The sequence below is a fragment of the Micromonospora sp. D93 genome (assembly GCF_018070365.1).
Classification (GTDB): domain Bacteria; phylum Actinomycetota; class Actinomycetes; order Mycobacteriales; family Micromonosporaceae; genus Micromonospora; species Micromonospora ureilytica.
Genome location: NZ_JAGPXW010000037.1, coordinates 13328 through 38918 on the forward strand (window position 1 = coordinate 13328; position 25591 = coordinate 38918).

The window sequence follows — 25591 nt, forward strand, 5'->3', positions numbered from 1 at the left end:
GGTTTCCCGCTGGGCAGGTGAACAGTCCTGCCGGGGGGACCGACCTGGGTCGTCCCCCCGACTCAGCTCGCCGGGGTGAGGCGCTTCGCCATCTGCTGCGAGGTGACCTCGAAGCCCAGACTGCGGTAGAGGCCAATCGCCACGGTGTTCGTACCGAAGACGTTCAGACCCAGCTCGGGCACGCCGAACTGGGTGAGTTCGGCCTCGATGAGCTGGATCATCCGGCGTGCGTGGCCGCGTCCCCGGTGCGCCGGGTGCACCTCGATGTTGTGGATCCACGCCTGGTGCGGGGCGGTCGCCGTCGGCAGGGTCACCCAGATCCAGCCGATCTCGGTGTCGTCGACCCGGCCCAGCCGCAGCAACGCCCCCTCGGTCGCCGCGCCCGCCGGCAGCGACTCCCGGATCTGGCTGACCGACCGTTCGAGGGCCGCCTCCGGGGTCAACCCCCGGTTCACGACCAGGTCCTCGGCGTACCCCTGCTCCAGTTCACCGAGCAACCGGGCCAAGTCCTGCGCCGTCATCGGTGTCAACGTCAACTCCACCGCGTCCCCCCTTCGTCGTCGCCAGCGGGTAGTGCAGCAGAACCGGCCCGGACACGCCAACGGATTCCCCGCCGGGGCGTACCGACCGACCTGGCGGTCAGGGTGCCGTCGGCGTCGACTCCAGTTGGTGCGCCAGTTGGGCCAGGTCGCGCAGGCGCAAGTCGCCGTCGAGGCCCTTCAGCGCGGCGGTCATCGCCCCGGCCGCCCGACCGGCCCGCAGGCCGACCTCGGCGTCCTCGACGACCAGGCACCGCGCCACGGGTACGCCCAGCAGCGCCGCGGCCCGCAGATAGCCCTCCGGGTCCGGCTTGCCGACGCTGACGTCCTCCACCGTGACGAGCACCGGCGCCTTGATGCCGGCGGCACCGAGCCGGGCCTCGGCGAGCCGCGTGTCGGCGCTGGTCACCACCGCCCAGGGCAACCCCAGCCGGGCCAGCGCGTTCAGCAGTTCGTGCGCCCCGGGCGTGGCCGTCACGTCGGACAGGTCGTCGTACTGCAACGCCAACTGTCGCGCGGCGGCGGTGGCGACCGCGCTGTCGTCGAGCGCGGGCAGCAGCCGACGGATGGTCCGATCGGCCGGGCTGCCGTGCGCGATCGCCAGCGCCGTCCGCGGGTCGACGCCGTACTCGGCGGCCCACCGCTCCCAGGCCCGCTCCACGGCGGCGTCGGAGTCGACAAGGGTGCCGTCCATGTCGAACAGCACCGCGCCAGTGCCCGCCAGTTCCACGCTCACGCTCCCCGAATCGCTCGCCCCACCCTCCCCCACCTCGCAAGACCCGCGCAACTTCGGTGATCCTGCTGTCTCGTCGCCTGGTGAGGCAGCAGGATCCGTGAAGTTGCCCGGATCATGGCGGCCCGCCGGGTCGGCGGGCCGTCAGGGATCGCAGGCCGTCGAGGATCGCGGGAATCGGACCTGGAGGTCGGAGCGAGGGGTCCGATAGCCGCCAGACGGGAGCCCGGCGCGGCCAGATGATCGTTTGCATGACGACGACACTCAACAACAGGGTCGCCTTGGTGACCGGCGGCTCCCGGGGCATCGGGGCCGGCATCGCCCTACGCCTGGCAGAGGACGGGGCCGACGTGGCGCTGACCTACCGACAGGACGCCGAGCGGGCCGCGACAGTGGTGAAGCAGATCGAGGCGCTGGGCCGCAGAGCGCTGGCGATCCAGGCGGACGGCGCCGACCCGGAAGCTGTGCGGGGCGCTGTCGACCGGGCGGCCGCCGAACTGGGTCGGCTGGACATCCTGGTCAACAATGCCGCGGTGTTCCTGGTCGGCGCCCTGGACGAGCTCGGCTCGGCAGAGGTGGAGCAGACGATCGCTGTCAACATCAGGGCACCGTACGTCGCCGCGCGGGCGGCGCTGCGGCACCTGGGCGACGGTGGACGGATCATCAGCATCGGCAGCAACGTCGGTGAACGGGCGGTCTTTCCCGGGCTGACGCTCTACGCGATGAGCAAGACCGCTCTGGTCGGGCTGACCCGGGGTCTGGCCCGTGAACTGGGCCCACGGGCCATCACCGTCAACCTGGTCAACCCCGGGCCGACGGACACCGACGCCAACCCGGCGGACGGCCCGAACGCGGCGGCGATCAGCGGATTCACCGCCGTCGGCCGGTACGCTCGCCCCGCCGATATCGCGGCCACCGTCGCGCACCTGGCCAGCGCCGAGGCCGGCTACGTGACCGGAGCGGTGGTCAACGTGGACGGCGGTTTCACCAGCTGACCCTTCGACCCGCGTGCCGACCAGGCTGCTTGGCCAGGTGATGGGCGTGGTGCTCAACGGCGCCTGGTTGGCATCACGGTCTGCAGCAGGAATGCCTGCTCGTCGGGCGTCCTGGATCGGTGGCAGCTCAGCAACTCGACACGCCGCGCGCCGCCCTGCTGAGCTGCCAGGGATCGCTCGTATGTTGACCCGGACCGATCCAGGTGGCCGCCGGGCTGCCTACCGCTGGACGTCAAAGGAGTTCGTAGCCGGCTTCCTCGACTGCGGCACGTACCTCGGCGATGTCGAGAGGTCCATCGCTCGTCACCGTGGCGGTGTCGCGTTCGACGTCCACCGCCACGGCGGTGACTCCGGGAAGCCGTTCGATCTCCTCGGTGACGAAGCCCGCACAGTGCCCGCAGGCCATCCCGATCACCCGATAGCTGCTGACCGTCATGCCGGCAACTGCCTTAGGTCGGGCGCCTCTGGTGGCGGGAGCTGTGAGCTGACCTCGGCCGGGGCGGTACCGCTGGCCTTCAGGGGGACCGATCGGGTGAGCATGTGTGCCCGGCGCATCCGCCCATCGGCAGCGAACTGCCCGAAGAAGTGGACGTCGACACTGCCCGCGCGCTTGGCGGTCTGGAAGTGCAGTGTGTAGCGGGCGGCGATCCGGTCCCCGTCTGCAATCGCCTCATGCACCTCCCACCGCGCGCCGGTCTGGTGTTTCCGCGCCGGGCGGGTGTGTGCGATGAGCTTCGCGCGGTCCATCAGGTTGCCGTCGGCGACCTGCACAATGTCGGGCGTGTGGTACCGGTCGACGACCATCGCAGGATCGTCGTCGCCGCGAACCAAATCGCTCATGAAGGAGGTGAAGAAGTTGGCAATGAACTCCTTCGGGTTGCTGCCATCAAGACCGCCCATGTCACCCACCGCCAACTCGTGATTCGGCGAACCTTTACGGCTTGTAAGATATAGACCTCCGATAACTTTGGCAAGGTGTAAGAAATGAGTGGCTCCGCAGAGCGCAACCGACGCGCAGACGCCCGCCGCAACAGCAGCTCGATCCTCGACGCAGCAGTCCGACTGCTCGACGCGCAGCCCGACGCGAGCCTTGACGCCATCGCCGGCGCCGCCGGGGTGACCCGGCAGACTGTCTACGCCCATTTCCCGTCCCGCGAGCACCTGATGGCAGCCGTCGTCCAACGCATCACCGACGAGGCTGTCGCCGCGATGGACGCCGCCGAGCCAGACAACGGATCCGCCACGGACGCGCTGATCCGCGTCCTCGAAGCCGGCGCCCAGACCGCCGGGCGCTATCCGGTCCTCCTCCAGCAGATCGCGTCACTACCGGTGAGCCCGCACGTCGACGAAGAACGCCACGCGCCGGTCGCCGCCCGGATCAACCGAGTGATCCAGCGCGGTCAGGCGAGCGGCGAGTTCGACAAAGGACTCCCGGCCGCCTGGCTGGCCGCGATCACTATCAAGATCGGCCACGCCGCAGGCGAGGAAGTCGACGCCGGCCGGATGCCCCGGAGCGAGGCCGCCGACGCGCTGCGTACCGTCCTGGCCAGGCTGCTGCGCCCCGAATAATCGTGTGCGAGGTGGCCGACCAACGGGCCGCGCGAAAGACCCAAAAGGACGGTGCGGGCCGCCTGGAGGCGGCCCGCACCGTTACCGAACGGCGGGCGCGTTACGCCCGTCTGCCGGAATGCTGGCGGGTGGGAGTTCCCGGCCTACAGGTCGGCCTTCGTCACGCGGGAGGACTCGTACGTCGTGGAGGCCTGCGGGAGGCCCGGCACGGTGGAGACGTCCTTGACCAGCATGCCGGTCTCGGCGTCAATGGTCAGCACCTCGCTGCCCTCACCGCCGAACACCTCGGGCCCGGCGGTGATCGTCAGCGTGGCCGCGCCGTGGGTGGTCGAGTTCTTGACGCTGACCGCGGAGATGGTGGACAGCAGACGCAGCACACCGGCCCGGACCCGCGTGTTGCCGTCGCCGGCGGACAGCGCTTGGGTGCTGTACGTCCACAGGGCGTTGTCGAAGTGCCGCTGAACGGCCTGAGGGCTGTACGGCTTCGGCTCGGCGTTGCCGCCCTTCTGCTTGATGATCACCTGGGCGGCCGCCTGCTGCTTGTCCCACACCACCTTCTGCGCCGCGGGGTCGAGGCCCACCAGCGGATCCTTGGCTGCCTTGAGCATCTGGGTCCGGCCGTCGGCCGGGCTGCTCTCCGCCGCGGCAACGGCTGCCTTGAGGAGCGGAGCGTAGCCGCCGTCCGTCATCTGGTCCTGGTGACGGGCGATCGCACGCTTGATGTCCTTCACGCTGTTGCCCGTATAGATCGCGTGACCGTCGGTGTACAGCGTGTAGACGACCTGCATGGTCTTGGTGCCGTGGACCTGCGTCGCCTTCACCAGCCACGCGTCGCCCGCCGACGGGGTGACCGTCTTGATGGAGCCGGCCAGCGTCATCAGCGGCGCGCGCTCGGCAGACCCGTCGACGGTGGTCGAGCCCGAGGTGGCGGCCGACGAATCCTTGCCGGCCTCCGTGCCCCCGGTCGCCGGCGAGTTGACCACCACAGCGACGACTGCCGCAGCGGCGGCAACCCCCACCGCGGCGCCAATGCCCAGTCGGCCTGTCATACCGATCCGGCGGCGGCGCTGAATCGCCGGGCTGGATTCGTGATCCCGCGTGGTTGTCGTCGTTTCCATTGTTGACGTCGCCTCCATAGTCGTGTGCTCCGCTGATATCGCGCCCAGCAGCCGCACGGTTCCGGGGCCGGCCATAGCCGCCCGCAGCACCGCCCGCGCCCGCTGATACGCCTCCGGGCGTAGTGGTTCTGCGCTGCCCAACGCACCGACCAGATCGAGCTCGTCGGTCATCGGTGTCTCTCCTTCGCGCTGTTGCGGTCCTTCAGAAGCGCGGACACCCCCGGCGCGTCGCGCAATGCCGTCCTGGCCTGGCTCAGCAGCCGCCGCGCGGTGCCGGCCGGTATGCCGAGTGCCCGCGCGGCGTCGGCTGCGGTCAGGTCCTCCCAGGCGACGAGCCTCAGGACCTCCCGCTCTTCGGGTTTGAGCCGCGTCAGGGCCGACCGGAGCACCGTCCGGGCGTCCACGCCGAGGTCCACCGCCGACCACGGATCCCATCCAGTAGCCACGTCCGGCACGTCCGCGACCAGGTCCTCGGCCGGCCGGGACCGCCAGTAGCGCCGCAAGCGATTCAATGCCACCCCGTACAGCCACGGCCGTGCATCGTTGTACGACCGGTCGTACGATCGCCGCGACTCGAACGCCGCAACCCAGACCTCGCCCAGGAGGTCCTCAGCCGCATCCCGCCCCGCCCGGCGAACGAGGTACGAACCGACGGCGGCCTCATGACGCTCGACCACCTCCACGAAGGCGTCGACATCGCCATCCAGCGACCGGCCTATCAGATCCGCATCCGAAGCCATGGCCCTCCTCGGCAAAGTCCGCGCTTCAACCTGTCATTGCCGATCAGGCGGCGAAGTGTTCAGGCGCCGAGGTGCTGGACAGGTCGCCGGGCTGCTCTGGAAGGCCGACTGAGACGACAACTGAGACGAAGAGGGCCACCGGTGATCCGGTGGCCCTCTTCGCTTGCTGATCAGAGTGTGGGCGCGGCAGGTTTCGAACCTGCGACCCCCCGCTTGTAAGGCGGGTGCTCTCCCACTGAGCTACGCGCCCGGATCGCCCGTGTGGCGGGCCGGTGGCTGGCAAGCTTACCTGCCCGCCACCGACCCGGGCGCACGGCGTACCCCGGTCAGGTGGTCGCTTCGGCGATGGCCTTGCGCCAGGCTTGCTGGTCGCGGGCCTCGCCCGGGCTGTTCATCTCGGCGAAGCGGACGACGCCGGCCTTGTCGATGACGAAGGTGCCCCGGTTGGCGACGCCGGCGATGTCGTTGAAGACCCCGTACGCCTGGGCGACAGCGCCGTGCGGCCAGAAGTCGGCAAGCATCGGGAACTGGTAACCCTCACGGTCGGCCCAGATCTTGTGGCTGTAGGCCGAGTCGACGCTGATGGTCAGCACCTGGACGTCGTCGTTCACGTACTCGCCGAGGTTGTCTCGCACCTCGCTCAGCTCGCCCTGGCAGGTGCCGGTGAAGGCGAGCGGGTAGAAGACCAGCAGTACGGTGCGTCTGCCCCGAAGGTCCGAGAGTCGGACCTCCTGGTTGTTTTGGTCCTTGAGCACGAAGTCCGGTGCCATGGCACCAACCTCGATGGGCATGCGAACTCTCCTCGCGTCGAGTCGGGTGAACGGCACCAGCCTGCTGCCCGGCGGTGGACGGACCGTCGGGCGCGGGAAGCGGTGTTTGCTACTTCTTGGCCTTGGCCCCTCGACGCAGCACCAGACGTGCGCCGCTCCAGTCCCGGCCGGCGTTCACGGTCGAGGTCTGCTGGAGGCCGGCGGTGGGCGCGGACTCCGCGACCTCGCTCGGCTCGACGTGCCCGTCACGCCCCGCCTTCGGGGTGAGCAGCCACACGACGCCGTTGTCGGCCAGCGGGCCGAGGGCATCGACGAGCAACTCGAAGAGGTCACCGTCGCCGTCCCGGTACCAGACCAGCACCGCGTCGACCACCTCGTCGGTGTCCTCGTCGACCAGATCTCCACAGCGGTCGGTCAGGGCGTCGCGGAGATCCTGGTCGACGTCTTCGTCGTACCCCATCTCCATGACGACCATCCCCGGTTCGATTCCGAACCGGTCCGCCAGGCTGCGTACCCCGTCGGCGGCCTGACCAGCGGTCGCGCTCACTGTCGCGTGCCTCCTCATCTCGTCCCTGCTCGCGGCGTCGGTGCGACGCCGTCAGGCAAAGTCCACACAGTTGTTGGTCTGCGCGCAAGTGGCGCACCGGGTGGAACGGAATTTACCGTGCCAGCAGCGTACGGGCACCGTCGGTAATGGCTTCCGCGGAGACCAGTACGTGACGTGCTGCCGGACCTAATGGTACAAACGAGTCAACTCCCGCCACTCGACGTGCGGCTCCGACATATCCGGCGTCGACCAGGGCGGCGATGACTCCCTCGCCGACCCCGCCGGAACGGCGCGTCTCGTCCACGACCAGCACCCGGCCGGTCGCCGAGGACTCCCGGATGATGTCCGCCACCGGCAGCGGGGCCAACCAGCGCAGATCCACCACGCGGGTGCCCACCCCCTCCTCGGCGAGGACGGCCGCGGCCCGCAGCGACATCCGCACGCCGTTACCGAAGGTGATGATGGTGAGGTCGTCCGCCGAGCCGACCCGGTAGACCCGGGCCCGCCCGATCGGCACGTGGCCGGCCACCCACCCGCCCGGCTCCGGATAGCCGGCCAGCCACTCCCCGTCACCATCCGCGTACAGGTCGCGGGTGTGGTAGAGCGCGATCGGCTCCAGGAACACGCACACACTGCCGTCCACCGCCGCGCTCGCCAGACAGGTCCGCAGCATGGGCGCGGCATCGTCCGGCCGCGCCGGCACCGCGACCACAAGACCGGGCACATCCCGGAGTACGGCCACCGAGTTGTCGTTGTGGAAGTGCCCGCCGAACCCCTCCTGGTACGCCAGGCCCGCCACCCGCACCACCATCGGGTTGCGGAACGCCCCCTGTGAGAAGAACCGCATGGTGGCCGCCTCACCGCGCAGCTGGTCCTCGGCGTTGTGCAGGTACGCCAGGTACTGGATCTCCGGCACCGGCAGCATCCCGGCCAACCCGGCGCCGAGGCCCAGCCCGAGCACCGAGGTCTCGTCGAGCAGGGTGTCGAAGACCCGGGCCGCCCCGAACCTGTCGCGCAGCCCCTTCGTCACCCCGTACACGCCACCCTTGGCGGCCACGTCCTCACCGAAGAGCGCCATCTGCGGGTGGTCGAGCATCCCGTCGGCGAGTGCCGCGTTGATGCTCTGCGCCAGCGTCATCGGCCCGGCCAGCTCCGGCGGCTTCCCGCCGAACGCCTCCGCCCGTGCGCCCGCGCCCGGCCCGCTGGCCCGCGCTGCGGCGTCGGCGACCGCCCGCGCCACCCGCACCGGACGGCGGGGCGCCAGCGCCGACACCACGTCGGCCGCGGAGGCCAGCTTCGGCTCGCCCAGCACCTCCTCGGCCAGCCGGCGCACCTGCCAGCCGGTCTCGTCGTACCGGGCCAGCAGCTCCTCGCCCGTCGCCACGCCGGAATCGACCAGCAGCCGCGCGGTGGCGGCCACCGGGTCCCGGTCCAGGTCCTCGGCCAGCTCGGCCGGGCTGCGGTACGCCGACTCGGCGTCCGCCCCGGCGTGCCCCATCAGCCGCACGGTGCGCAGGTGCAGCACGGCCGGCCGGCGGTTCCGGCGTACCCAGGCCGCGGCCTCCGCCGCCACCTCGTACGTCCGCACCGGGTCGGCCCCGTCCGCGCTGAAGTAGCGGATGCCCGGCTTGGCCCGCAGGGTCGTCTCGACCCAGCCCTCCGGCGACCGGACGCTGATGCCCAGCCCGTTGTCCTCGCAGACGAAGAGCACCGGGATCCGCAGCCCGGCGTGGTCGTACCAGCCGGCGGTGTTGAAGGCGGCGGTGGCGCTGGCGTGGTTGACCGAGGCGTCCCCGAAGGAGCAGACCACTATCGCGTCCGGCGGCCAGGGAGCGTGCGTGGCGCCCGCGCCGCTGCCGACCGGCACCCCGGCCCCGGTACGCCGTCCGGCGCTGTCCAGCCGGCGCAGCCGCTCCACGGCCAGTCCCATCCCGACCGCGCGGGGCAGGTGCGAGGCGATGGTGGAGGTGGTCGGCACGATGGCCAGGTCGGCTCGACCGAACACCTTGTGCCGGCCCCCGGCGATCGGGTCGAGGCTGGACGCGACCATCCCGCGCAGCACGTCCCGGGCCGCGTCGGCGTACGCCCCGAATCCCCCGGCGGGTGGCTCGGACCCGGCCGGCTCGGGTTCGGCGGCCTGGTCCGGCTCGACGGCGGACGCGGACGCATCGGCGGCGTCGGACGCCGGGGCGTCGGCTATCTGGGCGGCGCGGAGGCAGTAGAAGGCACCCGAGCGGTAGTGCAGCAACGCCGGATCGGTGGGACGCAGCGCGGCGGCGACCGCGGCGTTGCCCTCGTGCCCGGCCGAGCCGATCGTGTAGAAACCCTCCCCGAAGCTGCGCAGCCAGCGGCCGGCCAGGTCGAGCTGCCGGCTGGTCACCTGCGCGTCGAACAGGTCCAGCACCTGCGCGCCGGTCAGTGGGGCGTCGTCGGTGACCGGGTCGGCGGGGTCACGCCGCCGCTCGGCGGCAGGTAGCGCCGCCAGCGTCTCCCGGAACCGGTCGTCGAGATCTTGCGGGGTGGTCACGTCGGACAGCATTACCGACGGAAGCCCTGCTCGCCCAGTGGGACACGGCCGACGGGGGTGCGCTCACTCCGGCCCGAAGGACTCCGGACAGCCGCCGTCGGACACCTTCCAGACCAGGTCATGAAGGGTGCTCAGCTCCTCGTCGCTCAGCCCGGACAGGAGTCGGGAGTCGGACATCACCTCGATCACCCGGGCCCGGACGACGCGGCCCTCCTCGGTCACCAGCAGCGTCTTCTGCCGCCGGTCCGTCGGGTCGGTGCGGCGCTCGACCAGCCCGGCCTGCTCGAGCTTGTCGACGAGCACCGTCACGTTCGACCTGTCGCACGCCAGCTGACCGGCGAGATCCCGGGCTGGTAGCGGGTGGTCCGGGTCCAACTCCCGCAGCGCCCGGGCCGCCGCCGGGGTGAGCCCCAACTCGGCGAACGCGGAGCCCTGCCGGTGTCGCAGGACGGCGGTGACGTGCGCCATCCGGCGCACCACATCGACGGCGAGAGCGGCCCGATCCAGCGGCTCACCTGTTGCGGGAACGACCTGCTGCGCCACCGCCACATCGTACGCACGCCATCTCGCCGCCCGGGTCAGCGATCGAACTCCTCGGCGAGGACTGAAGCCCGGCAGGGACGGATCGACAGCGATCGTCGGTGTTCGACTGCCGGCGACGGGCCGTGGCCCTCGTCGTCACCTCCCGGCCACCAACGCTCGCGAGGCTCACCCAGTCACGAGAGATCGGATTCTGGGGAGGATTTCGTGTCACTGTCCCGACGTACCATCCTGCTGTCCGGCGCCGCACTCGGCGCCGCGGGCGCGGTCACCGGGCTGCCGGTGGCGGCCGGCGCGGCGGCGGCCCACCGACCGCTGGCCTATCCGTTCACCCTCGGAGTGGCGTCCGGCGATCCCGACCACGACGGGTTCGTGCTGTGGACCCGCCTGGCCCCGCAGCCACTGGCCGAGGACGGCCTCGGCGGCATGCCGGACCGCGACGTGCCGGTGCACTGGGAGTTGGCCGCCGACGAGCGGTTCCGGCATGTGGTGCGCCGCGGGGTCGCGGTCGCCCGCACCCGCTCGGCGCACAGCGTGCACGTGGAGTTGGCCGGCCTGCTGCCAGGGCGCGAGTACTTCTACCGGTTCCGTGCCGAGCGCCACGTCTCGCCGACCGGACGCACCCGCACCGCCCCGGCACCGTGGACCATGCCGGCCGCCCTGGCGATGGGCTTCGCCTCCTGCTCCCAGTACGAGCACGGCTACTTCACCGCCTACCGGCGGCTGGCCGAGACCGAGCCGGAGCTGATCCTGCACCTGGGCGACTACCAGTACGAGTACGCCCCGGACACGTACAACGTCCCCGCTGGCAACCCGCGTGACCACGAGGGACCGGAGACCCGGACGCTGGCCAACTACCGGCAGCGGCACGCCCAGTACAAGACCGACGCCGACCTGCAGGCCGCACACGCGGTGGCGCCGTGGGCTGTGGTGTTCGACGACCACGAGGTGGAGAACAACTGGGCCGACGAGGTGCCCGAGGCGCCGGACCCGGAGTTCCCCGCGCGGCGGGCGGCGGCGTTCCAGGCGTACTACGAGAACATGCCGCTGCGGCGCACCTCGATCCCCCGCGGCATCGACATGCAGCTCTACCGGCGGGTGCGCTGGGGGCGGCTGGCCACGTTCCACATGCTCGACACGCGGCAGTACCGCGACGACCAGGCCTGCGGCGACGGCTACAAGGACTGCGCGGCGGCATCCGACCCGGCGCGGTCGATCACCGGGGCCGAGCAGGAGGCGTGGCTCCTGGACGGCTTCCGTCGCTCGGACGCTCAGTGGGACATCCTGGGCCAGCAGGTCTTCTTCGCTCAACGGGACAACAACTCCGGCCCGCTCACCGTCACCAGCATGGACTCGTGGGACGGCTACGTCGCCTCCCGGGACCGCATCACCCGGGGTTGGTTGGCCGCCGGGGTACGCAACCCGGTGGTGCTGACCGGCGACGTGCACGCGCACTGGGCCAGCGATCTCAAGCTGGACTATGCCGACCCGACCTCGCGCACCGTCGGCACCGAACTGGTCTGCTCCTCGATCACCTCGACGGGTGACGGCGCGGACTCGGCGGCCGGCTCGCACCCGTGGTTCGCGTTCAACCCGCACCTCCGCTTCCAGAACAACCTGCGGGGGTACGTGCGCACCACGATCACCCCGGGACAGCTCACCGCCGACTTCGACGTGCTGCCGTACGTCAGTCGGCCGGGCGCGCCCGCGTACACCCGGGCCTCGTTCGTGATCGAGGACCGCGTGCCCGGCCTGCACCAGACGGCGGACAACCCGATCCCGTCAGCGGTCCGCAGCGCCGCGCCGTCCGCGGACCCCGGCCAGCAGACCGTCCAGCAGGAGACCGTCCGTCCATAACCCGCCCGACGCCTCAAGATCCGCGCAGCGTCAGGGAACTTGTTGCCTCGCCACGCGCTGAGGCAGCGGTTTCGGGGAGGTTGTGCAGATCTTGAGGCGGGCCGGCGTGCCGGGACGACGGCCGGGCAGGCGGGTGGTCAGCCGGGGAGGAAGGAGAAGCGGACCTGGCGGGTCGGGTTGTCGCCGTTGGTGTCGACGAGGCAGATCGACTGCCAGGTGCCGAGCGCCAGCCGGCCGCCGAGGACCGGCAGCGTGGCGTACGGCGGGATGAACGCCGGGAGCACGTGATCGCGGCCGTGGCCGGGCGAGCCGTGGCGGTGCCGCCAGCGGCTGTCGGTGGGCAGCAGCGCGTCGATGGCGGTGAGCAGGTCGTCGTCGGACCCCGACCCGGTCTCGATGATCGCCAGGCCGGCGGTGGCGTGCGGCACGAAGACGTGCAGCAGGCCATCGCCCTCGCCCGAGACGAACTGCTGGGCCTCCGCTGTGATGTCCCGGACTGTCGGCCGGGACCCGGTCTGGACGGTGATCACATCGCTGCGCATACGTCGCATTCTGCCGCAGGGCGCGGTCAGGAACTGCCGCCACCGCCACCGGAGTCACCGCCGCCGGACCAACCCCCACCGGAGTCACCGCCGGACCAGCCTCCGCCGGAGTCACCGCTGGACCAGCCCCAGCCGGACCAGCCTCCGCCGGAGTCGCCGCCGCCGACCGGTTCCGTACCGTCGGAGTTGTCGTGGTCGCCGTCACGCTGGCGGCCGACGTGCCCGCTCCCGGCGTCCCCGGCGGGCATTGGGTAGAAGGGGTACCCGGCGGCGCCGTCGGTGTCCGAACGACGGCGGCGGCGACGACGACTGTCGGCGCCGCTCAGCCGGGCCGCGCGGATCGCGTCCCGGAGCAGGGCCGCGCCGAGCACGGCCACCAGGGCGCCGAGGGCCACCAGTCCCACCATCGGCAGGTTGCCGGAGGCGACGGCGACCGCGCCGATGACCAGGCCAACCACCCCGACAACGATCATGCTCGCGGCGACCGCGACATGGCGTCTGTTCATGGTGCTGACGGTAGGAGTGGCGGTCAAACCGCTCAGGTTTCACACGGTCGTCGCGCTAAGTTACCGGCGGGTACCTGTGTTCAGCATCGCGTCGGGGGGACCTAGACGTGACGACGGGTGCCACCAGGGGGCAGGATGGCGCTAGAGACCTATCCCACACACAACCGAGGGAACGCCTGTGGCTACGGAACGCAAGCGCCCGGTGATCAGCGACGGCCTACCGAGCCAGCTTCCGGACATCGACCCTGACGAGACAAGCGAATGGGTCGAGTCGCTTGACGGTGTCATCGACGAACGCGGTGCCAAACGCGCCCGCTACGTCATGCTGCGCCTGCTGGAGCGGGCCCGTGAGCGCCAGGTCGGGGTTCCGCCCCTGACCACCACCGATTACATCAACACCATCCCGTCCGAGCGCGAGCCCTGGTTCCCGGGTGACGAGCACGTCGAGCGGCGAATCCGGGCGTACGTCCGGTGGAACGCCGCCATGCTGGTGCACCGGGCGCAGCGCCCGGAGATCGGCGTCGGCGGGCACATCTCCACCTTCGCCAGCTCGGCGTCGCTCTACGAGGTGGGCTTCAACCACTTCTTCCGGGGCAAGAACCACCCGGGCGGCGGCGACCAGATCTTCTACCAGGGTCATGCCTCCCCCGGCATGTACGCGCGGGCGTTCCTGGAGGGGCGGCTCAGCGAGCACCAGCTCGACGGGTTCCGCCAGGAGCTGTCGCACCCCGGTGGTGGGCTGCCCTCCTACCCGCACCCTCGGCTGATGCCGGACTTCTGGGAGTTCCCCACCGTCTCGATGGGCCTCGGCGGTCTGAACGCGATCTACCAGGCCCGGTTCAACAGGTACCTGCAGCACCGCGGCATCAAGGACACCTCCCAGCAGCACGTCTGGGCGTTCCTCGGCGACGGCGAGATGGACGAGCCGGAGACGCTCGGCGCCATCGGCGTCGCCGCCCGCGAGGAGCTGGACAACCTCACCTTCGTGATCAACTGCAACCTGCAGCGGCTGGACGGCCCGGTCCGGGGCAACGGCAAGGTCATGCAGGAGCTGGAGGCGTTCTTCCGGGGTGCCGGCTGGAACGTGATCAAGGTTGTCTGGGGTCGTGAGTGGGACCCGCTGCTCGCCGCGGACACCGACGGCGCGTTGGTCAACCTGATGAACACCACGACCGACGGCGACTACCAGACCTACAAGGCGGAGTCGGGCGCGTACGTGCGGGAGCACTTCTTCGGCCGTGACGCACGGACCCGCAAGATGGTCGAGCCGCTCAGCGACGACGAGATCTGGAACCTCAAGCGGGGCGGGCACGACTACCGCAAGCTCTACGCGGCCTACAAGGCGGCCACCGAGCACACCGGTCAGCCCACAGTCATCCTGGCGAAGACGATCAAGGGCTGGACGCTCGGCTCGCACTTCGAGGGCCGCAACGCGACCCACCAGATGAAGAAGCTGACGCTGGAGGACTTGAAGACCTTCCGCGACCGGCTCTACCTGGACATCCCGGACTCGGCGCTGGAGGACAACCCCTACCTGCCGCCGTACTTCCACCCGGGCGAGAAGTCCGAGGAGCTGGCGTACCTCAAGGAGCGGCGCGAGCAGCTCGGCGGGTACCTGCCGTCCCGGCGGACCAGCACGAAGCGGCTGGCCATCCCGGGCCCGGAGCGGTTCGCCGACATCAAGCGCGGCTCGGGCAAGCAGAAGGTGGCCACCACACAGGCCTTCGTCCGTCTGCTCAAGGACGTGATGAAGGACAAGGAGTTCGGCAAGCGCTGGGTGCCGATCATCCCGGACGAGGCCCGTACCTTCGGTCTCGACTCGATCTTCCCGACCGCGAAGATCTACTCGCCGCACGGCCAGCGCTACACCTCGGTCGACCGCGAGTTGTTCCTGTCGTACAAGGAGTCGACCTCCGGGCAGATCCTGCACGAGGGGATCAACGAGGCCGGTTCGGTGGCCTCGTTCACCGCGGCCGGTTCGGCGTACGCCACGCACGACGAGCCGATGATCCCGATGTACATCTTCTACTCGATGTTCGGGTTCCAGCGGACCGCCGACGGGCTGTGGGCCGCGGCCGACCAGATGGCCCGGGGCTTCCTGCTCGGCGCCACCGCGGGTCGGACCACGCTCAACGGTGAGGGCCTCCAGCACGAGGACGGGCACTCGCTGCTGATCGCCGCCACCAACCCGGCGGTGGTCGCGTACGACCCGGCGTTCTCGTTCGAGATCGCGCACATCATGGAGCAGGGTCTGCACCGGATGTACGGGGACGCGCAGGAGAACGTCTTCTACTACCTGACGGTCTACAACGAGCCGACGCTACAGCCGGCCGAGCCCGCCGACGTGGACGTGGAGGGCCTGCTCAAGGGCATCTACCGTTACTCGCCGGCACCGCAGGTCGACGGTCCGAAGGCCAACCTGCTCGCCTCGGGCACCGGGATGCAGTGGGCTCTCAAGGCCCAGCAGCTGCTCGCCCAGGACTGGGGGGTGGGCGCCAACGTCTGGTCGGTGACCTCCTGGACCGAGCTGCGCCGCGACGCGGTGGAGACCGAGGAATACAACCTGCTCAACCCGGGCGCCGAGGCGAAGGTCCCGTACATCCAGCAGAAGCTGGCCGACGCGGACGGGCCGAAGGTCGCGGTCAGCGACTTCATGCGCGCGGTACCGGATCTGATCGCCCGCTGGGTACCCGGCGACTACACGTCGCTCGGCACCGACGGTTTCGGCATGTCGGACACCCGGCACGCGCTGCGCCGGCACTTCCACGTCGACGCGGAGTCGATCGTGGTGGCGACGCTGCGGCAGCTCGCCCGCAGCGGCGCGGTGGCGACCACGGTGCCGGCCGAGGCCGCCAAGAAGTACGCGATCGACGACGTCAACGCCGCCCCGGTCGGCGAGACCGGCGGCGACAGCTGACCCAGCACCACTGAGGAGGGCCCGGCGCACAGGCGCCGGGCCCTTTTCGGTGTACGGAGCGGCGGTGGTCCGGGGGCCCTGGCGGGGATCCGGACCACCGCCGTCGCGGGTGACGCCGGGAGGATGGGCGCTCGTCAGCCGACGGCGGCCAGGTCGGTGAGCCGGGCCAGCGAGTCCTCCAGGTCGGCGCCGACCCGACGCAGTCCGAGGCGCAGCAGGGCCGCCTTGACCGGGCCGGCCGGCCAACGGACCACGATGAGGCGCACGATGGTCCCGCCCTCCTCCTCGTCTCCGGTGAGCTGGACGTAGATCTCGGTGCGCGCCTCCGCCCGAGATCCGGCGCCCTTGGCCCGTTCCCGCCAGCCGATCAGCGTCGGCTCCTGGTAGGCGATCACCTCGGCCTCATGCGCCGAGCCGCGCCCCGCCTGGACCAGTTGTCGCCGCCCGAAGCCCTCTCCCGAGAGCACTTCGGCCGCGCGGACCCCGGCCAGCCAGGCCGGCAACTGCTCGGCCCGCTGCACGACATCCCAGACCACTTCAATTGGCGCCGCCACGTGCGCACTGCGTTCCACGAGGATCATTTCCGTCTTTCCTCCGGTGAGGACATCCCACGATATCGGCACTCTATGCGCTAAATCGGACTTACCTGGACGGGTTCGGAAAAAGACACGCCGATCAACCATTGCGCAATGCGCCAGACCGGCCTATGGCGCATTCATCGAGAGCGCTCTAAAGTCCCGAACACGTTTCACGTTGACCGGGAGGGCGCATGTCGACAGCACCGATGCCCCAGTTCCCCACCGGCTTCCGCTGGGGCGTCTCCACCTCGGCCCACCAGATCGAGGGCGCCACCACTGCCGACGGTCGGGGTCCGTCCATCTGGGACACCTTCGCGCACTCCCCCGGGCGGATCAGCGACGGCAGCAGCGGCGAGGTGGCCTGCGACCACTACCACCGGCACACCGAGGACGTGGCGCTGCTGGCCGGCCTGGGCGCCTCCGCGTACCGGTTCTCCATCGCCTGGCCTCGGATCCAGCCCACCGGCGCCGGCCCGGCCAACGCGGCCGGCCTGGACTTCTACGACCGCCTGGTGGACGAGTTGCTGGCCGCCGGCGTCGACCCGGTGGCCACCCTCTACCACTGGGACCTGCCGCAACCCCTGGAGGACGCCGGCGGCTGGCTGCACCGCGACACCGCCGCCCGGTTCGCCGAGTACGCCGAGAAGACCGCCGCCCGGCTCGGCGACCGGGTCCGGCTCTGGATCACCCTGAACGAGCCGTTCATCCACATGAGCCTCGGCTACGGCATGGGCGAGCACGCCCCCGGCCGGACGCTGCTGTTCGACGCCTTCCCGGTCGCCCACCACCAACTGCTCGGGCACGGGCTCGCGGTCGCCGCGCTGCGGGCCCACACCGCCAGCCCGGTGGCGATCGCCAACAACTACTCGCCGGTGCGGGTGCTCGGCGACCGCGACGCCGACCGGGCCGCCGGGGCGGCGTACGAGACGCTGCACAACCGGCTCTTCACCGACCCGCTGCTCGGCCGCGGCTACCCGGAGCTGCCCGGCTTCGACCCCAGCGTCATCCACCCCGGCGACCTCGACACGATCGCCGCGCCGATCGACGTGCTCGGGGTCAACTACTACAACCCCACAGGCATACGGGCGGCCGAGAAGGGTTCACACCTGCCGTTCGACCTCGTACCGCTGGACGGCTACCCGCGTACCGCCTTCGACTGGCCGGTGGCCCCCGACGGGCTGCGCGAGCTGCTCGGCTGGCTGCGCGACACGTACGGCGACGCGCTGCCGCCCATCGAGATCACCGAGAGCGGCTGCGCGTACGACGACGCGCCCGACGCCGACGGGCAGGTGGCCGATCCGGAGCGGATCGCGTACCTCGACGGGCACCTGCGCGCGGTCCGGGCCGCCATCGACGACGGGGTGGACGTCCGCGGGTACTTCGTCTGGTCGCTGCTGGACAACTGGGAGTGGGCCGAGGGGTTCACCAAGCGCTTCGGTCTGGTGCACGTCGACTACGCCACCCAGACCCGTACGCCGAAGTCGTCGTACACCTGGTTGCGCGACGTGATCGCGGCCAGCCGGCAGGGGTCGGCGCGGTGACCACCCTCGACCCGACGCCGGCGTCGCTGCCGGCGGCGCTCGCCGAGCCGACGGTGCCGGTGCGGCGCGGCTGGATCGGCCTGATCTTCGCGGCCAACCTCGGTGTGTGGATGGCGTTCTTCACGCCCATCCAGGTGCTGCTGCCGCAGCAGATCGAGCAGATCGCACCGGGCGACAAGGAGAACATGCTGGCCGTGGTCACCGGCCTCGGCGCGCTGGCCGCGGTGCTGGCCAACCCCCTCGCGGGCGCGCTCTCCGACCGGACCTGCCTGCGGATCGCCGGCCGGGAGTTCGGTCGACGGCACGTGTGGACGGCGGGCGGGGCCGTGCTCGGCGCGGCGGCCCTGGTGCTGCTGGCCCAGCAACGGACCATCCTCGGGGTCGCCCTCGGCTGGGTGGCCGCGCAGGTCTGCTTCAACGCGATGCTGGCCAGCCTCAGCGCCGCCGTCCCGGACCGGGTCCCGGTGACCCAGCGCGGCGGCGTCTCGGGGTGGGTGGGCATCCCGCAGGCGCTCGGACTGGTGCTCGGCGCGGTGCTGGTCACCGCCGTGGTCACCGGCAACGCCGCCGGCTATCTGGCCATCGCCGTGGCCATCCTGCTGCTGTCGCTGCCGTTCGCGCTGCTCACCCCCGACGAGCCGCTGCCGCGTACGCATCGGCCGGTGATCCGGACGCGGGCGCTGCTGGCCTCGATGTGGATCAGCCCCCGCCGGCACCCGGATTTCGCCTGGGCCTGGATCACCCGGTTCCTGGTCCAGTTGGGCAACGCCCTGGGCACCCTCTACCTGCTGTACTTCCTCAGCGACGGGGTTCGCCACCCCGACCCCGAGGGCGGCCTGCTGATCCTGATCCTGCTCTACACGCTCGGGATGATGCTGACCGCTGTGGTCGCCGGACGGATGTCCGACCGGTCCGGCCGCCGCAAGATCTACGTGATCGTCTCCGGGCTGATCATGGCGGTGGCGGCGCTGCTGCTCGCTGTCGCGCCGGTCTGGCCGATGGCCATCGTCGCGGCGCTGCTGCTCGGCGCCGGCTACGGCGTCTACCTCGCGGTGGACGCCGCGTTGATCACCCAGGTGTTGCCCCGGGCCACCGACCGGGCCAAGGACCTGGGCGTCATCAACATCGCCAACTCGGCGCCGCAGGTGCTCGGCCCGGCGCTCTCCGCCCCGCTCGTGGTGTACCTGGGCGGCTATCCCACGCTCTACGCGGTCACCGCCGTGGTCACCCTGCTCGGCAGCGCCCTGGTCGTGAAGATCCGCTCGGTGCCGTGAGCCAGGGGGCGGTGGCGGAAAGCAGTCGCGTACCGCCGTAGGCTGGGGGACGTGACAGTACGTGTGCGCTTCGCCCCCTCCCCGACCGGTATGTTCCACGTCGGCGGCGCCCGCTCGGCGCTGCAGAACTGGATCTACGCCAAGCAGCAGGGCGGCGTGTTCGTACTGCGTATCGAGGACACCGACGCGGCGCGCAACAAGCCCGAGTGGACCGAGGGCATCCTCTCCGCACTGGACTGGATCGGGATCTCCCGGGGTAGCTACGAGGGCCCGTACTTCCAGTCGGCGAACGCCGGCGAGCACCGGGCCGCCGCCGCGCGCCTGTACGAGTCGGACCGCGCCTACTACTGCGACTGCACCCGTGAGGACGTGCAGGCCCGCACCGGCTCGCAGTACCAGGGCTACGACGGCTACCACCGCGATCTCGGCCTCGGGCCGGGCGAGGGGCGTGCGCTGCGCTTCCGTACGCCGGACGAGGGCACGACAGTGGTGGTCGACCTGATTCGCGGTGAGCCCACCTTCGAGAACAAGCTCATCGAGGACTTCGTCATCGCCCGGGGCGACGGCTCGCCGGTGTTCCTGCTGGCCAACGTCGTCGACGACATGACCATGGGGATCACCCACGTGATCCGGGCCGAGGAGCACCTGCCCAACACCCCCAAGCAGCAGCTGCTCTGGGAGGCCCTCGGGGTCAAGCCGCCGATCTGGGCGCACGTGCCGGTGGTGGTCAACGAGAAGCGGCAGAAGCTCTCCAAGCGCCGGGACAAGGTCGCCCTTGAGGCGTACCGCGACGAGGGTTACCTCGCCGGGGCGATGCGCAACTACCTGATGCTGCTCGGCTGGGCGCCCTCCGGCGACCGGGAGATCGTGCCCTGGTCGGTCATCGAGGACGAGTTCCGCCTGGACGAGGTCAACCTCTCCTCGGCGTTCTTCGACGAGAAGAAGCTGCGCGCGTTCAACGGTGAGTACATTCGCGCGCTGCCGGTGGCCGAGTTCATCGACGCCTGCCAGCCGTGGCTGACCGGCACCGAGACGATCGCGCCGCCGCCGTGGCAGCCGGAGGAGTTCGACGCCGACGCGTTCGCTGCGGTGGCGCTGCTGGCCCAGACACGGATCGCGGTGCTCAGCGAGATCGTGCCGAACGTCGACTTCCTCTTCCTGGCCTCGCCGCTGATCGACGAGGCCGCCTGGACCAAGACGATGAAGGACGGCTCCGCCGAGCTGCTGGACGACGCCGTCGCGGCGTTCGAGGCGCTGGAGTCCTGGGATGCCGAGTCACTGAAGTCGACGCTGGAGGCGGTCGGCGCCGAGCGGGGCCTCAAGCTCGGCAAGACGCAGGCGCCGGTGCGGGTCGCGGTCACCGGCCGCACCGTGGGTCTGCCGCTGTTCGAGTCGCTGGAGGTGCTCGGTCGCGAGCGCAGCCTGACCCGGATCCGCGCCGCCCGCCTGCGCCTGGTCTGACTGTCGCCCGTCAACTCGTCGAGAGAGTGTCGCCGGCGTAACTCCGCATCGCCCTGCCTTTGCTCTGCACCCCAATCTGCACCGGTCACAGAACGTCGCCGTCGCATCCGCGGGTGCAGAGCAAAGGATGATCCGCGCGCGTGCCCACCGGGAGCGGCGAGGATCAGAGGGTTACCGAGCTCGTCGCTGGCGGCGGAACACCAGGCCGGCCCCGAGTGCGGCGAGCAGCAGCAGGCCGCCGAGCGCCCAGAGCCACCAGCGACTGCCAGAGTCGGACTGCTCCGATGCGGCCGGCACTGTGGAGGCCGTCGAGCTGCCGGGTGTCGCCGACGCGGGCCCGTTGGAGGGTACGCCGACTGCCGACGCGCCAGCCGAGGGCGAGCCGGCCGGGCCGGTGCCGGCAGCGGCCGACGGCGAGGCGGACGGGTCGGCGGCGGTGCCGGTCGTGAGGGTGAAGCGCACCTCGCCCTTCACCGGATGCCCGTCGGACGACGCGAGCTGGTAGCCGACGATGTAGAGCCCCGCGGCGGCCGGCTTGAACGGCACCCGCACCCGACTGCCGTCGAAGGCGGGAGTCCCGCCAGCGACCACATTGTCCGGTCCGGTTATTGTGATCTTCGTCGTAGTCGGCGACGGCTTGGCGAGGAACCGCAGCTCGACCCGGGCGGGTGCCGTCGCCACGCGGGCGCCGTCGCGCGGATTGCTGCCGGTCAGCTCGTTGTGGGCGGCGGCCGGTGTTGCCGGCACCAGAAACGACACACCGAACGCCACGCCGAGCACCACTGGCATGACCCGCACCGTACGTGTAACCCTGCCCCCCATGAACCCCTCCGTAAGGGTACGATCCGCCCGCTGATCAAACGGCTCCTCACTAGTCGAGCAGAGATCGCAGATAGTTCCAAATACTGTTCCAAAAGCTGCAACTCATCGACGTTCTGCGGAGTCTGTAGGAGTGGACGCGACCATCTGGTCGATGCCACACCGGGCAGGTCGGTCCGGACGTCACGACGAAGCCATCCATCGAACGGGGCGAGGAGGCGGGATGGTCCGACACATGAGGCGGTTGGCCACCGTGTTGGCGGGCACGCTGGCGGCGGCGCTGTTGTCGCTTGGCACCGCCGGCTCGGCCTCGGCGGCGCCGAAGCCTCCACCCGCCGGAGTGGACATCACCGGCACGGGGCTGTCCGCGCCGGTGCGGATGCACGAGGACACGGAGCCCGCCCTCGTGGGCGCGGTCATCGACCAGGTCAACTTCCTCGCTCGCACCGGCATGCCGACCGGTCCGAAGGCGGCCAGCCTCGGTCCGAAGTACACGGTCGTGGTGCTCGCCGGCGAGACGCCGAAGCAGACGTACGACCTCTATCCCAAGGCGGTCGGTGGCCCTCGCGTCTACCGGCCGGCGAAGCAGCCGGACGGCCGCAAGACCAGCGCCGGCTGGTTCCTGGGTCGGCTCAGCATGTCCGAGACCCTGCGCACCGCAGGTGTGCCGCTGGAGCGGCAGTTCGACACTGTCAGCGGCGGCGTGGGCGGCGGCGAGCGGGTGCTCCCGGAGGACACGCTCGACCCGGCGAAGGACCTCGACGAGGCGCTCGGCGACCTGCAACGCCTGCTGTTGCTCAACGTCGGCGTGATGCTGACCATCACGGTCGGCCTCGCCGGGATCGCCCTACTGATCCGCCGCCGCACGCGCTGAGCTGGCGCGTGCACTGAGCTGACGCACGCACTGATCAGTGAGTGCGTCGGCGGTGATCAGCACCAGCGGCGCGGTGGGCGCTCCCGGCGGGTGGCCCGTGGCCGCGGCCGGACCGGGCCGTGCCGATGCGCCCCGGCCCAGCCGGGAAGTTCGCTGAGGCAACCAGCGGGAACGTCGGAGTCGGGCTCGGCGAGGGTGTTGGGCTCGCCGGAGCGCTGGCGCGGAAGCGGGACGTCATCATCGGCCCGGCCGGCGAGCGGCTCCACCGGGTGCGCTGGCGCGCCACCGACCGCCCGGCGGTGCTTGCCAGCCGCCTGCGGGTCGTGGTGCCCCGGCCGGCAGGGCTCGCCCTGGGCGCAGCCGTGTTCGGCCTCCCCGTGCGCCATTCCCGGTCTCCTCACGCTCGCCTCATTCTCGGGTGCTCCCCCCGAGGTGCCCTGTCACCGTACTGGCCGGGACCGACGGGCCGCGCGCAGCGTACCCGGGGTCCGGACCGGCAGGTCCTCGAAGACGCTGGTGAGCGCGGGACCCGGTTGCGCAGTTCACAGCTTCTTCCCACACCGTTCACCGTGGGGCTCGCCGGCGGGGAGGACCGGCGCTCAGCGGGTGCGGTGAGCCTCCAGGTCGGCTCGGGTGAGGAGCGCCCGCAGTGTCACGCCGTGTCGGGTGAGCGCCTGCGCCCCGCCCTCGGCCCGGTCGATGACGCAGAGGGCGTGCTCCACCCGGGCGCCCAGCTCGCGTAGTTGGCGGGTGGAGATGACCACCTGGCCACCGGAGGTCACCACGTCCTCGACCACCAGAACCCGCCGACCGGCCAGCTCCGCCCCCTCGGCGAGCCGGGCCGTCCCGTACGCCTTGGCGGTCTTGCGGACGAAGGCGCAGGGCAGCCCGGTGTGCCGGCCGAGCGCGGTCACCACCGGAATGCCACCCATCTCCAACCCGGCCAGCACCTCGGTGTCCGTCGGGACCAGGAGCGCCAACTGGGCGGCCACCCGGTCCAGCAGACGGGGATCGGCCTCGAAGCGGTACTTGTCGAAGTACTCGTCGGCGGTCCGCCCGGAGCGGAGCACGAACGTGCCGGTCAGCCGGCAGGTGGTGTCGATCTCGCGAGCCAGCGCGGCAAGGGTTTCCACATCGGTCATGATGATCATTATCGCGCTGGCGGGGTGCGAGCCGCGTACCCCTTTCGGCGCATGGCTGCGGCGTCGAGGTCCTCCCCCGGTCGGAGTTCGGCGGGCGACGGTTGTGGTGGGATCGGGGCATGCGTGCGCCACCGTGGCTCGACTCCGGCACCCTCGGCCGTGACCTCGTGCTGGCCGGCGCGTCGCTGGCCGGTGGCCTGGTGCTGCACGCCCTGGGTTGGCAACCGCAGGTCCGTCCGGACGGGAACGTGCCGTCGGCGTTGTTCCTGCCGCCGCTGGTGGCGGTCTGCGTCGCCGTCGGCCTACGGCGGGTCGCACCGCGCGCCAGCCTGGCCGTGGGGACCGGCGCGCTGGTGGTGGACACGGCGTTGGGCAGTTCCCTGGGCACCGTCCTGGTCTACACGCAGGTGCTCTACGACGCCTGCGTGTACGGCCCGCCCCGGCTGTGGCGGTGGTTGCTGCGGATCACCGTGGCGCTGAGCCTGGTCGGGGCGATCGTCGGTGTGCTCGGGTACGGCCAGTGGCGTGGGGCGGCGCTCGGGGTGCTGGTGGTGCTCGCCGGGGTGTTGCCGGTTCTGACCGGCATCAGTGTGCGGCAGTACCGCGACCAGGCCGCCGCCGAGCGGGCGCGGGCCGAGCAGACCGCCCGGCTGGTCGAGTTGGACCGTCGGCAGGCGGTCAGCGCCGAACGGGCCCGGATGGCCCGGGAGTTGCACGACGTGGTCGCGAACCACCTCAGCGCGGTGGCCATCCACGCCACCGCCGTGCTCTCCGTACCCGGGTTGGATCGCGGTCAGGTGGAGTCGGCGTTGCGGGTGATCCGGGAGAGCAGCGTGCAGGGGCTGGCCGAGATGCGTCAGATGATCGAGGTGCTGCGCGAGCCCGGGACCGCTGGCGAGCCGGGTACGCCGGAGGTGGTCACCGCGCGGCTGGCCGAGGCGGACGGACTTGTCGAGCGGGTCCGGGCGGCCGGTCTCGCGGTGCGGGTCCGGACCGATGGCACGCCCGGCGCGCTGCCGGTGGGGGTGGACCTCGCCGCGTACCGGATCGTGCAGGAGTCGCTGACGAACGCGCTCAAGCACGGCACGGGCGAGGCGGAGTTGACGATCGCGTACCGGCCGGCCGAGGTGGTGCTGACTGTGGAGAACCCGGTGCGCCGGGGCGGGGCCGGGCTGCCGGGCGCCGGGGCCGGGTTGATCGGCATGCGGGAGCGGGCCACGCTGCTGGCCGGCCGGTTCACCGCCGGGCCGCGCGACGGTCGCTGGCAGGTGCGGGCGGCCCTGCCCACCGGGGAGGGCGGGTGACCGGGGCGGCGCGGCCACCGGGCGACGCGGGCGCGGCGACGGTACGGGTGGTGCTCGCCGACGACCAGCCGGCGGTACGGGCCGGGCTGGCCCTGATCCTGAACGGCTCACCGGGTGTCGAGGTGGTAGGCGAGGCGGCCGACGGGGACGCCGCGGTGCGCCTGTGCCGGGAGTTGCGCCCCGACGTGGCGGTGCTGGACGTGCGGATGCCCCGCCGGGACGGGATCTCCGCGACCCGGGCGATCGTCACCGACGGGCTCGCCGACGTGCTGGTGCTCACCACCTTCGACCTGGACGAGTACGTCTTCGGGGCGTTGCGGGCCGGCGCGGCCGGGTTCCTGCTCAAGGACACCGACGCCGACGGCCTGGTCAGCGCGGTGCGGACGGTGGCGCGGGGGGACGGGTTCATCGCGCCCACTGTGACCCGCCGCCTGATCACCGCGTTCGCGGCCACCGCGCCGGGCGCGTCGGCGAACGCTCGGGCCGCGCTGGACACCCTGACCCCACGCGAGCGTGACGTGCTGGCCTGCCTCGGGTTGGGCCTGTCCAACCAGCAGATCGCCGATCGGCTGGTGCTGGCGGAGAGCACCGCCAAGACCCATGTGAGCCGGATCCTCGCGAAGCTGGACCTGCGTAGCCGGGTGCAGGCCGCGATCCTGGCCCAGGAGGTGGGCCTGCCCCCTCCCCCGCACCCGTGA

The 25591-nt window shown here is 71.3% G+C and carries 26 protein-coding genes and 1 tRNA gene; 10 read left to right on the forward strand and 17 right to left on the reverse strand.

Annotation, left to right across the window (positions count from 1 at the left end; all coding sequences use genetic code 11):
• Positions 1 to 62: 62 nt before the first annotated feature.
• A complete protein-coding gene (locus KBX71_RS29540) occupies positions 63 to 521 on the reverse strand; it encodes an N-acetyltransferase (RefSeq protein WP_210821054.1) in 459 nt (152 codons plus the stop codon).
• 118 nt (positions 522 to 639) lie between these two features.
• On the reverse strand, positions 640 to 1275 hold the full coding sequence (locus KBX71_RS29545) for an HAD-IA family hydrolase (protein WP_307847379.1): 636 nt from the start codon (positions 1273 to 1275) through the stop codon (positions 640 to 642).
• A 248-nt stretch (positions 1276 to 1523) separates the two neighbouring features.
• On the opposite strand from KBX71_RS29545, the gene KBX71_RS29550 reads away from it, so the two are divergent.
• Positions 1524 to 2267 carry an SDR family NAD(P)-dependent oxidoreductase gene (locus KBX71_RS29550; protein ID WP_210821055.1) on the forward strand — a complete coding sequence of 248 codons (744 nt, stop codon included), beginning with the start codon at positions 1524 to 1526 and terminating at the stop codon, positions 2265 to 2267.
• Positions 2268 to 2499: 232 nt separating this feature from the next.
• Here KBX71_RS29550 and KBX71_RS29555 read toward each other — a convergent pair whose 3' ends face one another.
• Together KBX71_RS29555 and KBX71_RS29560 are read right to left on the reverse strand one after the other, a co-directional pair.
• Positions 2500 to 2703, reverse strand: a complete 204-nt coding sequence (locus KBX71_RS29555) for a heavy-metal-associated domain-containing protein (protein ID WP_210821056.1) — start codon at positions 2701 to 2703, stop codon at positions 2500 to 2502.
• Positions 2700 to 3167: a nuclear transport factor 2 family protein gene (locus KBX71_RS29560; protein WP_210821093.1), complete on the reverse strand. Its 468-nt coding sequence runs from the start codon at positions 3165 to 3167 to the stop codon at positions 2700 to 2702. Before KBX71_RS29560 ends, KBX71_RS29555 begins: the two co-directional genes overlap by 4 nt.
• Before the next feature lie 84 nt (positions 3168 to 3251).
• Here KBX71_RS29560 and KBX71_RS29565 point away from each other — a divergent pair, with 84 nt between their 5' ends.
• The gene (locus tag KBX71_RS29565) at positions 3252 to 3836 is read left to right on the forward strand and encodes a TetR/AcrR family transcriptional regulator (RefSeq protein WP_210821057.1); all 585 of its coding nucleotides are present in this window, start codon (positions 3252 to 3254) and stop codon (positions 3834 to 3836) included.
• Positions 3837 to 3979: 143 nt separating this feature from the next.
• On the opposite strand, the gene KBX71_RS29570 is transcribed toward KBX71_RS29565, so the two are convergent.
• From KBX71_RS29570 to KBX71_RS29600, 7 genes are all read right to left on the reverse strand, one after another.
• Positions 3980 to 5125, reverse strand: coding sequence for a hypothetical protein (locus KBX71_RS29570; RefSeq protein ID WP_210821058.1), 1146 nt, complete (start codon positions 5123 to 5125; stop codon positions 3980 to 3982).
• On the reverse strand, positions 5122 to 5694 hold the full coding sequence (locus tag KBX71_RS29575; RefSeq protein ID WP_210821059.1) for an RNA polymerase sigma factor: 573 nt from the start codon (positions 5692 to 5694) through the stop codon (positions 5122 to 5124). Before KBX71_RS29575 ends, KBX71_RS29570 begins: the two co-directional genes overlap by 4 nt.
• A 178-nt stretch (positions 5695 to 5872) precedes the next feature.
• Positions 5873 to 5944 (reverse strand) — tRNA-Val (locus tag KBX71_RS29580).
• Between the two features lie 76 nt (positions 5945 to 6020).
• On the reverse strand, positions 6021 to 6485 hold the full coding sequence (locus tag KBX71_RS29585; protein ID WP_210821060.1) for a peroxiredoxin: 465 nt from the start codon (positions 6483 to 6485) through the stop codon (positions 6021 to 6023).
• An 88-nt stretch (positions 6486 to 6573) separates the two neighbouring features.
• A complete protein-coding gene (locus KBX71_RS29590; RefSeq protein WP_124822862.1) occupies positions 6574 to 7011 on the reverse strand; it encodes a DUF3052 domain-containing protein in 438 nt (145 codons plus the stop codon).
• 112 nt (positions 7012 to 7123) lie between these two features.
• Positions 7124 to 9550 (reverse strand): thiamine pyrophosphate-dependent enzyme, encoded by a 2427-nt coding sequence (locus KBX71_RS29595; protein WP_210821061.1) that lies wholly within the window; start codon positions 9548 to 9550, stop codon positions 7124 to 7126.
• Positions 9551 to 9601: 51 nt separating this feature from the next.
• Positions 9602 to 10081 carry a MarR family winged helix-turn-helix transcriptional regulator gene (locus KBX71_RS29600; RefSeq protein ID WP_374102661.1) on the reverse strand — a complete coding sequence of 160 codons (480 nt, stop codon included), beginning with the start codon at positions 10079 to 10081 and terminating at the stop codon, positions 9602 to 9604.
• 204 nt (positions 10082 to 10285) lie between these two features.
• Between KBX71_RS29600 and KBX71_RS29605 the strand changes: the two genes are divergently transcribed.
• Positions 10286 to 11935, forward strand: a complete 1650-nt coding sequence (locus tag KBX71_RS29605; protein ID WP_210821062.1) for an alkaline phosphatase — start codon at positions 10286 to 10288, stop codon at positions 11933 to 11935.
• 137 nt (positions 11936 to 12072) lie between these two features.
• Here KBX71_RS29605 and KBX71_RS29610 read toward each other — a convergent pair whose 3' ends face one another.
• Entirely contained in the window at positions 12073 to 12477 is a 405-nt protein-coding gene (locus tag KBX71_RS29610) for a YjbQ family protein (RefSeq protein ID WP_210821063.1), read from the reverse strand.
• Between the two features lie 26 nt (positions 12478 to 12503).
• Complete coding sequence (locus KBX71_RS34445; RefSeq protein WP_210821064.1) at positions 12504 to 12983, reverse strand: hypothetical protein; 480 nt, start codon at positions 12981 to 12983, stop codon at positions 12504 to 12506.
• Between the two features lie 178 nt (positions 12984 to 13161).
• Between KBX71_RS34445 and aceE the strand changes: the two genes are divergently transcribed.
• Positions 13162 to 15900 carry a pyruvate dehydrogenase (acetyl-transferring), homodimeric type gene (aceE, locus tag KBX71_RS29620; RefSeq protein ID WP_210821065.1) on the forward strand — a complete coding sequence of 913 codons (2739 nt, stop codon included), beginning with the start codon at positions 13162 to 13164 and terminating at the stop codon, positions 15898 to 15900.
• Between the two features lie 134 nt (positions 15901 to 16034).
• Here the strand turns inward: aceE and KBX71_RS29625 are convergent, their stop codons facing one another.
• Positions 16035 to 16481, reverse strand: a complete 447-nt coding sequence (locus KBX71_RS29625; RefSeq protein ID WP_030488771.1) for an SRPBCC domain-containing protein — start codon at positions 16479 to 16481, stop codon at positions 16035 to 16037.
• A gap of 188 nt (positions 16482 to 16669) precedes the next feature.
• Between KBX71_RS29625 and KBX71_RS29630 the strand changes: the two genes are divergently transcribed.
• From KBX71_RS29630 to gltX, 3 genes are read left to right on the forward strand one after another with little or no spacing between them, the layout of a single operon-like run.
• A complete protein-coding gene (locus KBX71_RS29630) occupies positions 16670 to 18019 on the forward strand; it encodes a GH1 family beta-glucosidase (protein ID WP_210821066.1) in 1350 nt (449 codons plus the stop codon).
• Positions 18016 to 19293 carry an MFS transporter gene (locus tag KBX71_RS29635; RefSeq protein WP_210821067.1) on the forward strand — a complete coding sequence of 426 codons (1278 nt, stop codon included), beginning with the start codon at positions 18016 to 18018 and terminating at the stop codon, positions 19291 to 19293. Before KBX71_RS29630 ends, KBX71_RS29635 begins: the two co-directional genes overlap by 4 nt.
• Before the next feature lie 51 nt (positions 19294 to 19344).
• A complete protein-coding gene (gltX, locus tag KBX71_RS29640) occupies positions 19345 to 20754 on the forward strand; it encodes a glutamate--tRNA ligase (RefSeq protein WP_307847383.1) in 1410 nt (469 codons plus the stop codon).
• 171 nt (positions 20755 to 20925) lie between these two features.
• Here gltX and KBX71_RS29645 read toward each other — a convergent pair whose 3' ends face one another.
• On the reverse strand, positions 20926 to 21543 hold the full coding sequence (locus KBX71_RS29645; RefSeq protein ID WP_247684326.1) for a copper resistance CopC family protein: 618 nt from the start codon (positions 21541 to 21543) through the stop codon (positions 20926 to 20928).
• A gap of 253 nt (positions 21544 to 21796) precedes the next feature.
• Here KBX71_RS29645 and KBX71_RS29650 point away from each other — a divergent pair, with 253 nt between their 5' ends.
• The gene (locus KBX71_RS29650; RefSeq protein ID WP_210821069.1) at positions 21797 to 22447 is read left to right on the forward strand and encodes a hypothetical protein; all 651 of its coding nucleotides are present in this window, start codon (positions 21797 to 21799) and stop codon (positions 22445 to 22447) included.
• A 56-nt stretch (positions 22448 to 22503) separates the two neighbouring features.
• On the opposite strand, the gene KBX71_RS29655 is transcribed toward KBX71_RS29650, so the two are convergent.
• Together KBX71_RS29655 and pyrE are read right to left on the reverse strand one after the other, a co-directional pair.
• A complete protein-coding gene (locus KBX71_RS29655; protein WP_124823068.1) occupies positions 22504 to 22833 on the reverse strand; it encodes a hypothetical protein in 330 nt (109 codons plus the stop codon).
• Between the two features lie 213 nt (positions 22834 to 23046).
• A complete protein-coding gene (pyrE, locus tag KBX71_RS29660; protein ID WP_210821070.1) occupies positions 23047 to 23589 on the reverse strand; it encodes an orotate phosphoribosyltransferase in 543 nt (180 codons plus the stop codon).
• A gap of 119 nt (positions 23590 to 23708) precedes the next feature.
• Between pyrE and KBX71_RS29665 the strand changes: the two genes are divergently transcribed.
• Together KBX71_RS29665 and KBX71_RS29670 are read left to right on the forward strand one after the other, a co-directional pair.
• The gene (locus KBX71_RS29665) at positions 23709 to 24893 is read left to right on the forward strand and encodes a sensor histidine kinase (protein WP_210821071.1); all 1185 of its coding nucleotides are present in this window, start codon (positions 23709 to 23711) and stop codon (positions 24891 to 24893) included.
• Complete coding sequence (locus KBX71_RS29670; protein WP_210821072.1) at positions 24890 to 25591, forward strand: response regulator transcription factor; 702 nt, start codon at positions 24890 to 24892, stop codon at positions 25589 to 25591. The genes KBX71_RS29665 and KBX71_RS29670 overlap by 4 nt, the downstream gene beginning before the upstream one ends.

Coding starts and splice junctions, on each gene's coding strand:
- KBX71_RS29540 (WP_210821054.1), bottom strand. CDS start 521: ATGACGGCGCAGGACTTGGCCCGGTTGCTCGGTGAACTGGAGCAGGGG.
- KBX71_RS29550 (WP_210821055.1), top strand. CDS start 1,524: ATGACGACGACACTCAACAACAGGGTCGCCTTGGTGACCGGCGGCTCC.
- KBX71_RS29555 (WP_210821056.1), bottom strand. CDS start 2,703: ATGACGGTCAGCAGCTATCGGGTGATCGGGATGGCCTGCGGGCACTGT.
- KBX71_RS29560 (WP_210821093.1), bottom strand. CDS start 3,167: ATGGGCGGTCTTGATGGCAGCAACCCGAAGGAGTTCATTGCCAACTTC.
- KBX71_RS29565 (WP_210821057.1), top strand. CDS start 3,252: ATGAGTGGCTCCGCAGAGCGCAACCGACGCGCAGACGCCCGCCGCAAC.
- KBX71_RS29570 (WP_210821058.1), bottom strand. CDS start 5,125: ATGACCGACGAGCTCGATCTGGTCGGTGCGTTGGGCAGCGCAGAACCA.
- KBX71_RS29575 (WP_210821059.1), bottom strand. CDS start 5,694: ATGGCTTCGGATGCGGATCTGATAGGCCGGTCGCTGGATGGCGATGTC.
- KBX71_RS29585 (WP_210821060.1), bottom strand. CDS start 6,485: ATGCCCATCGAGGTTGGTGCCATGGCACCGGACTTCGTGCTCAAGGAC.
- KBX71_RS29595 (WP_210821061.1), bottom strand. CDS start 9,550: ATGCTGTCCGACGTGACCACCCCGCAAGATCTCGACGACCGGTTCCGG.
- KBX71_RS29610 (WP_210821063.1), bottom strand. CDS start 12,477: ATGCGCAGCGATGTGATCACCGTCCAGACCGGGTCCCGGCCGACAGTC.
- KBX71_RS34445 (WP_210821064.1), bottom strand. CDS start 12,983: ATGAACAGACGCCATGTCGCGGTCGCCGCGAGCATGATCGTTGTCGGG.
- KBX71_RS29625 (WP_030488771.1), bottom strand. CDS start 16,481: ATGATCCTCGTGGAACGCAGTGCGCACGTGGCGGCGCCAATTGAAGTG.
- KBX71_RS29630 (WP_210821066.1), top strand. CDS start 16,670: ATGTCGACAGCACCGATGCCCCAGTTCCCCACCGGCTTCCGCTGGGGC.
- KBX71_RS29645 (WP_247684326.1), bottom strand. CDS start 21,543: ATGCCAGTGGTGCTCGGCGTGGCGTTCGGTGTGTCGTTTCTGGTGCCG.
- KBX71_RS29650 (WP_210821069.1), top strand. CDS start 21,797: ATGGTCCGACACATGAGGCGGTTGGCCACCGTGTTGGCGGGCACGCTG.
- KBX71_RS29655 (WP_124823068.1), bottom strand. CDS start 22,833: ATGGCGCACGGGGAGGCCGAACACGGCTGCGCCCAGGGCGAGCCCTGC.
- pyrE (WP_210821070.1), bottom strand. CDS start 23,589: ATGACCGATGTGGAAACCCTTGCCGCGCTGGCTCGCGAGATCGACACC.
- KBX71_RS29665 (WP_210821071.1), top strand. CDS start 23,709: ATGCGTGCGCCACCGTGGCTCGACTCCGGCACCCTCGGCCGTGACCTC.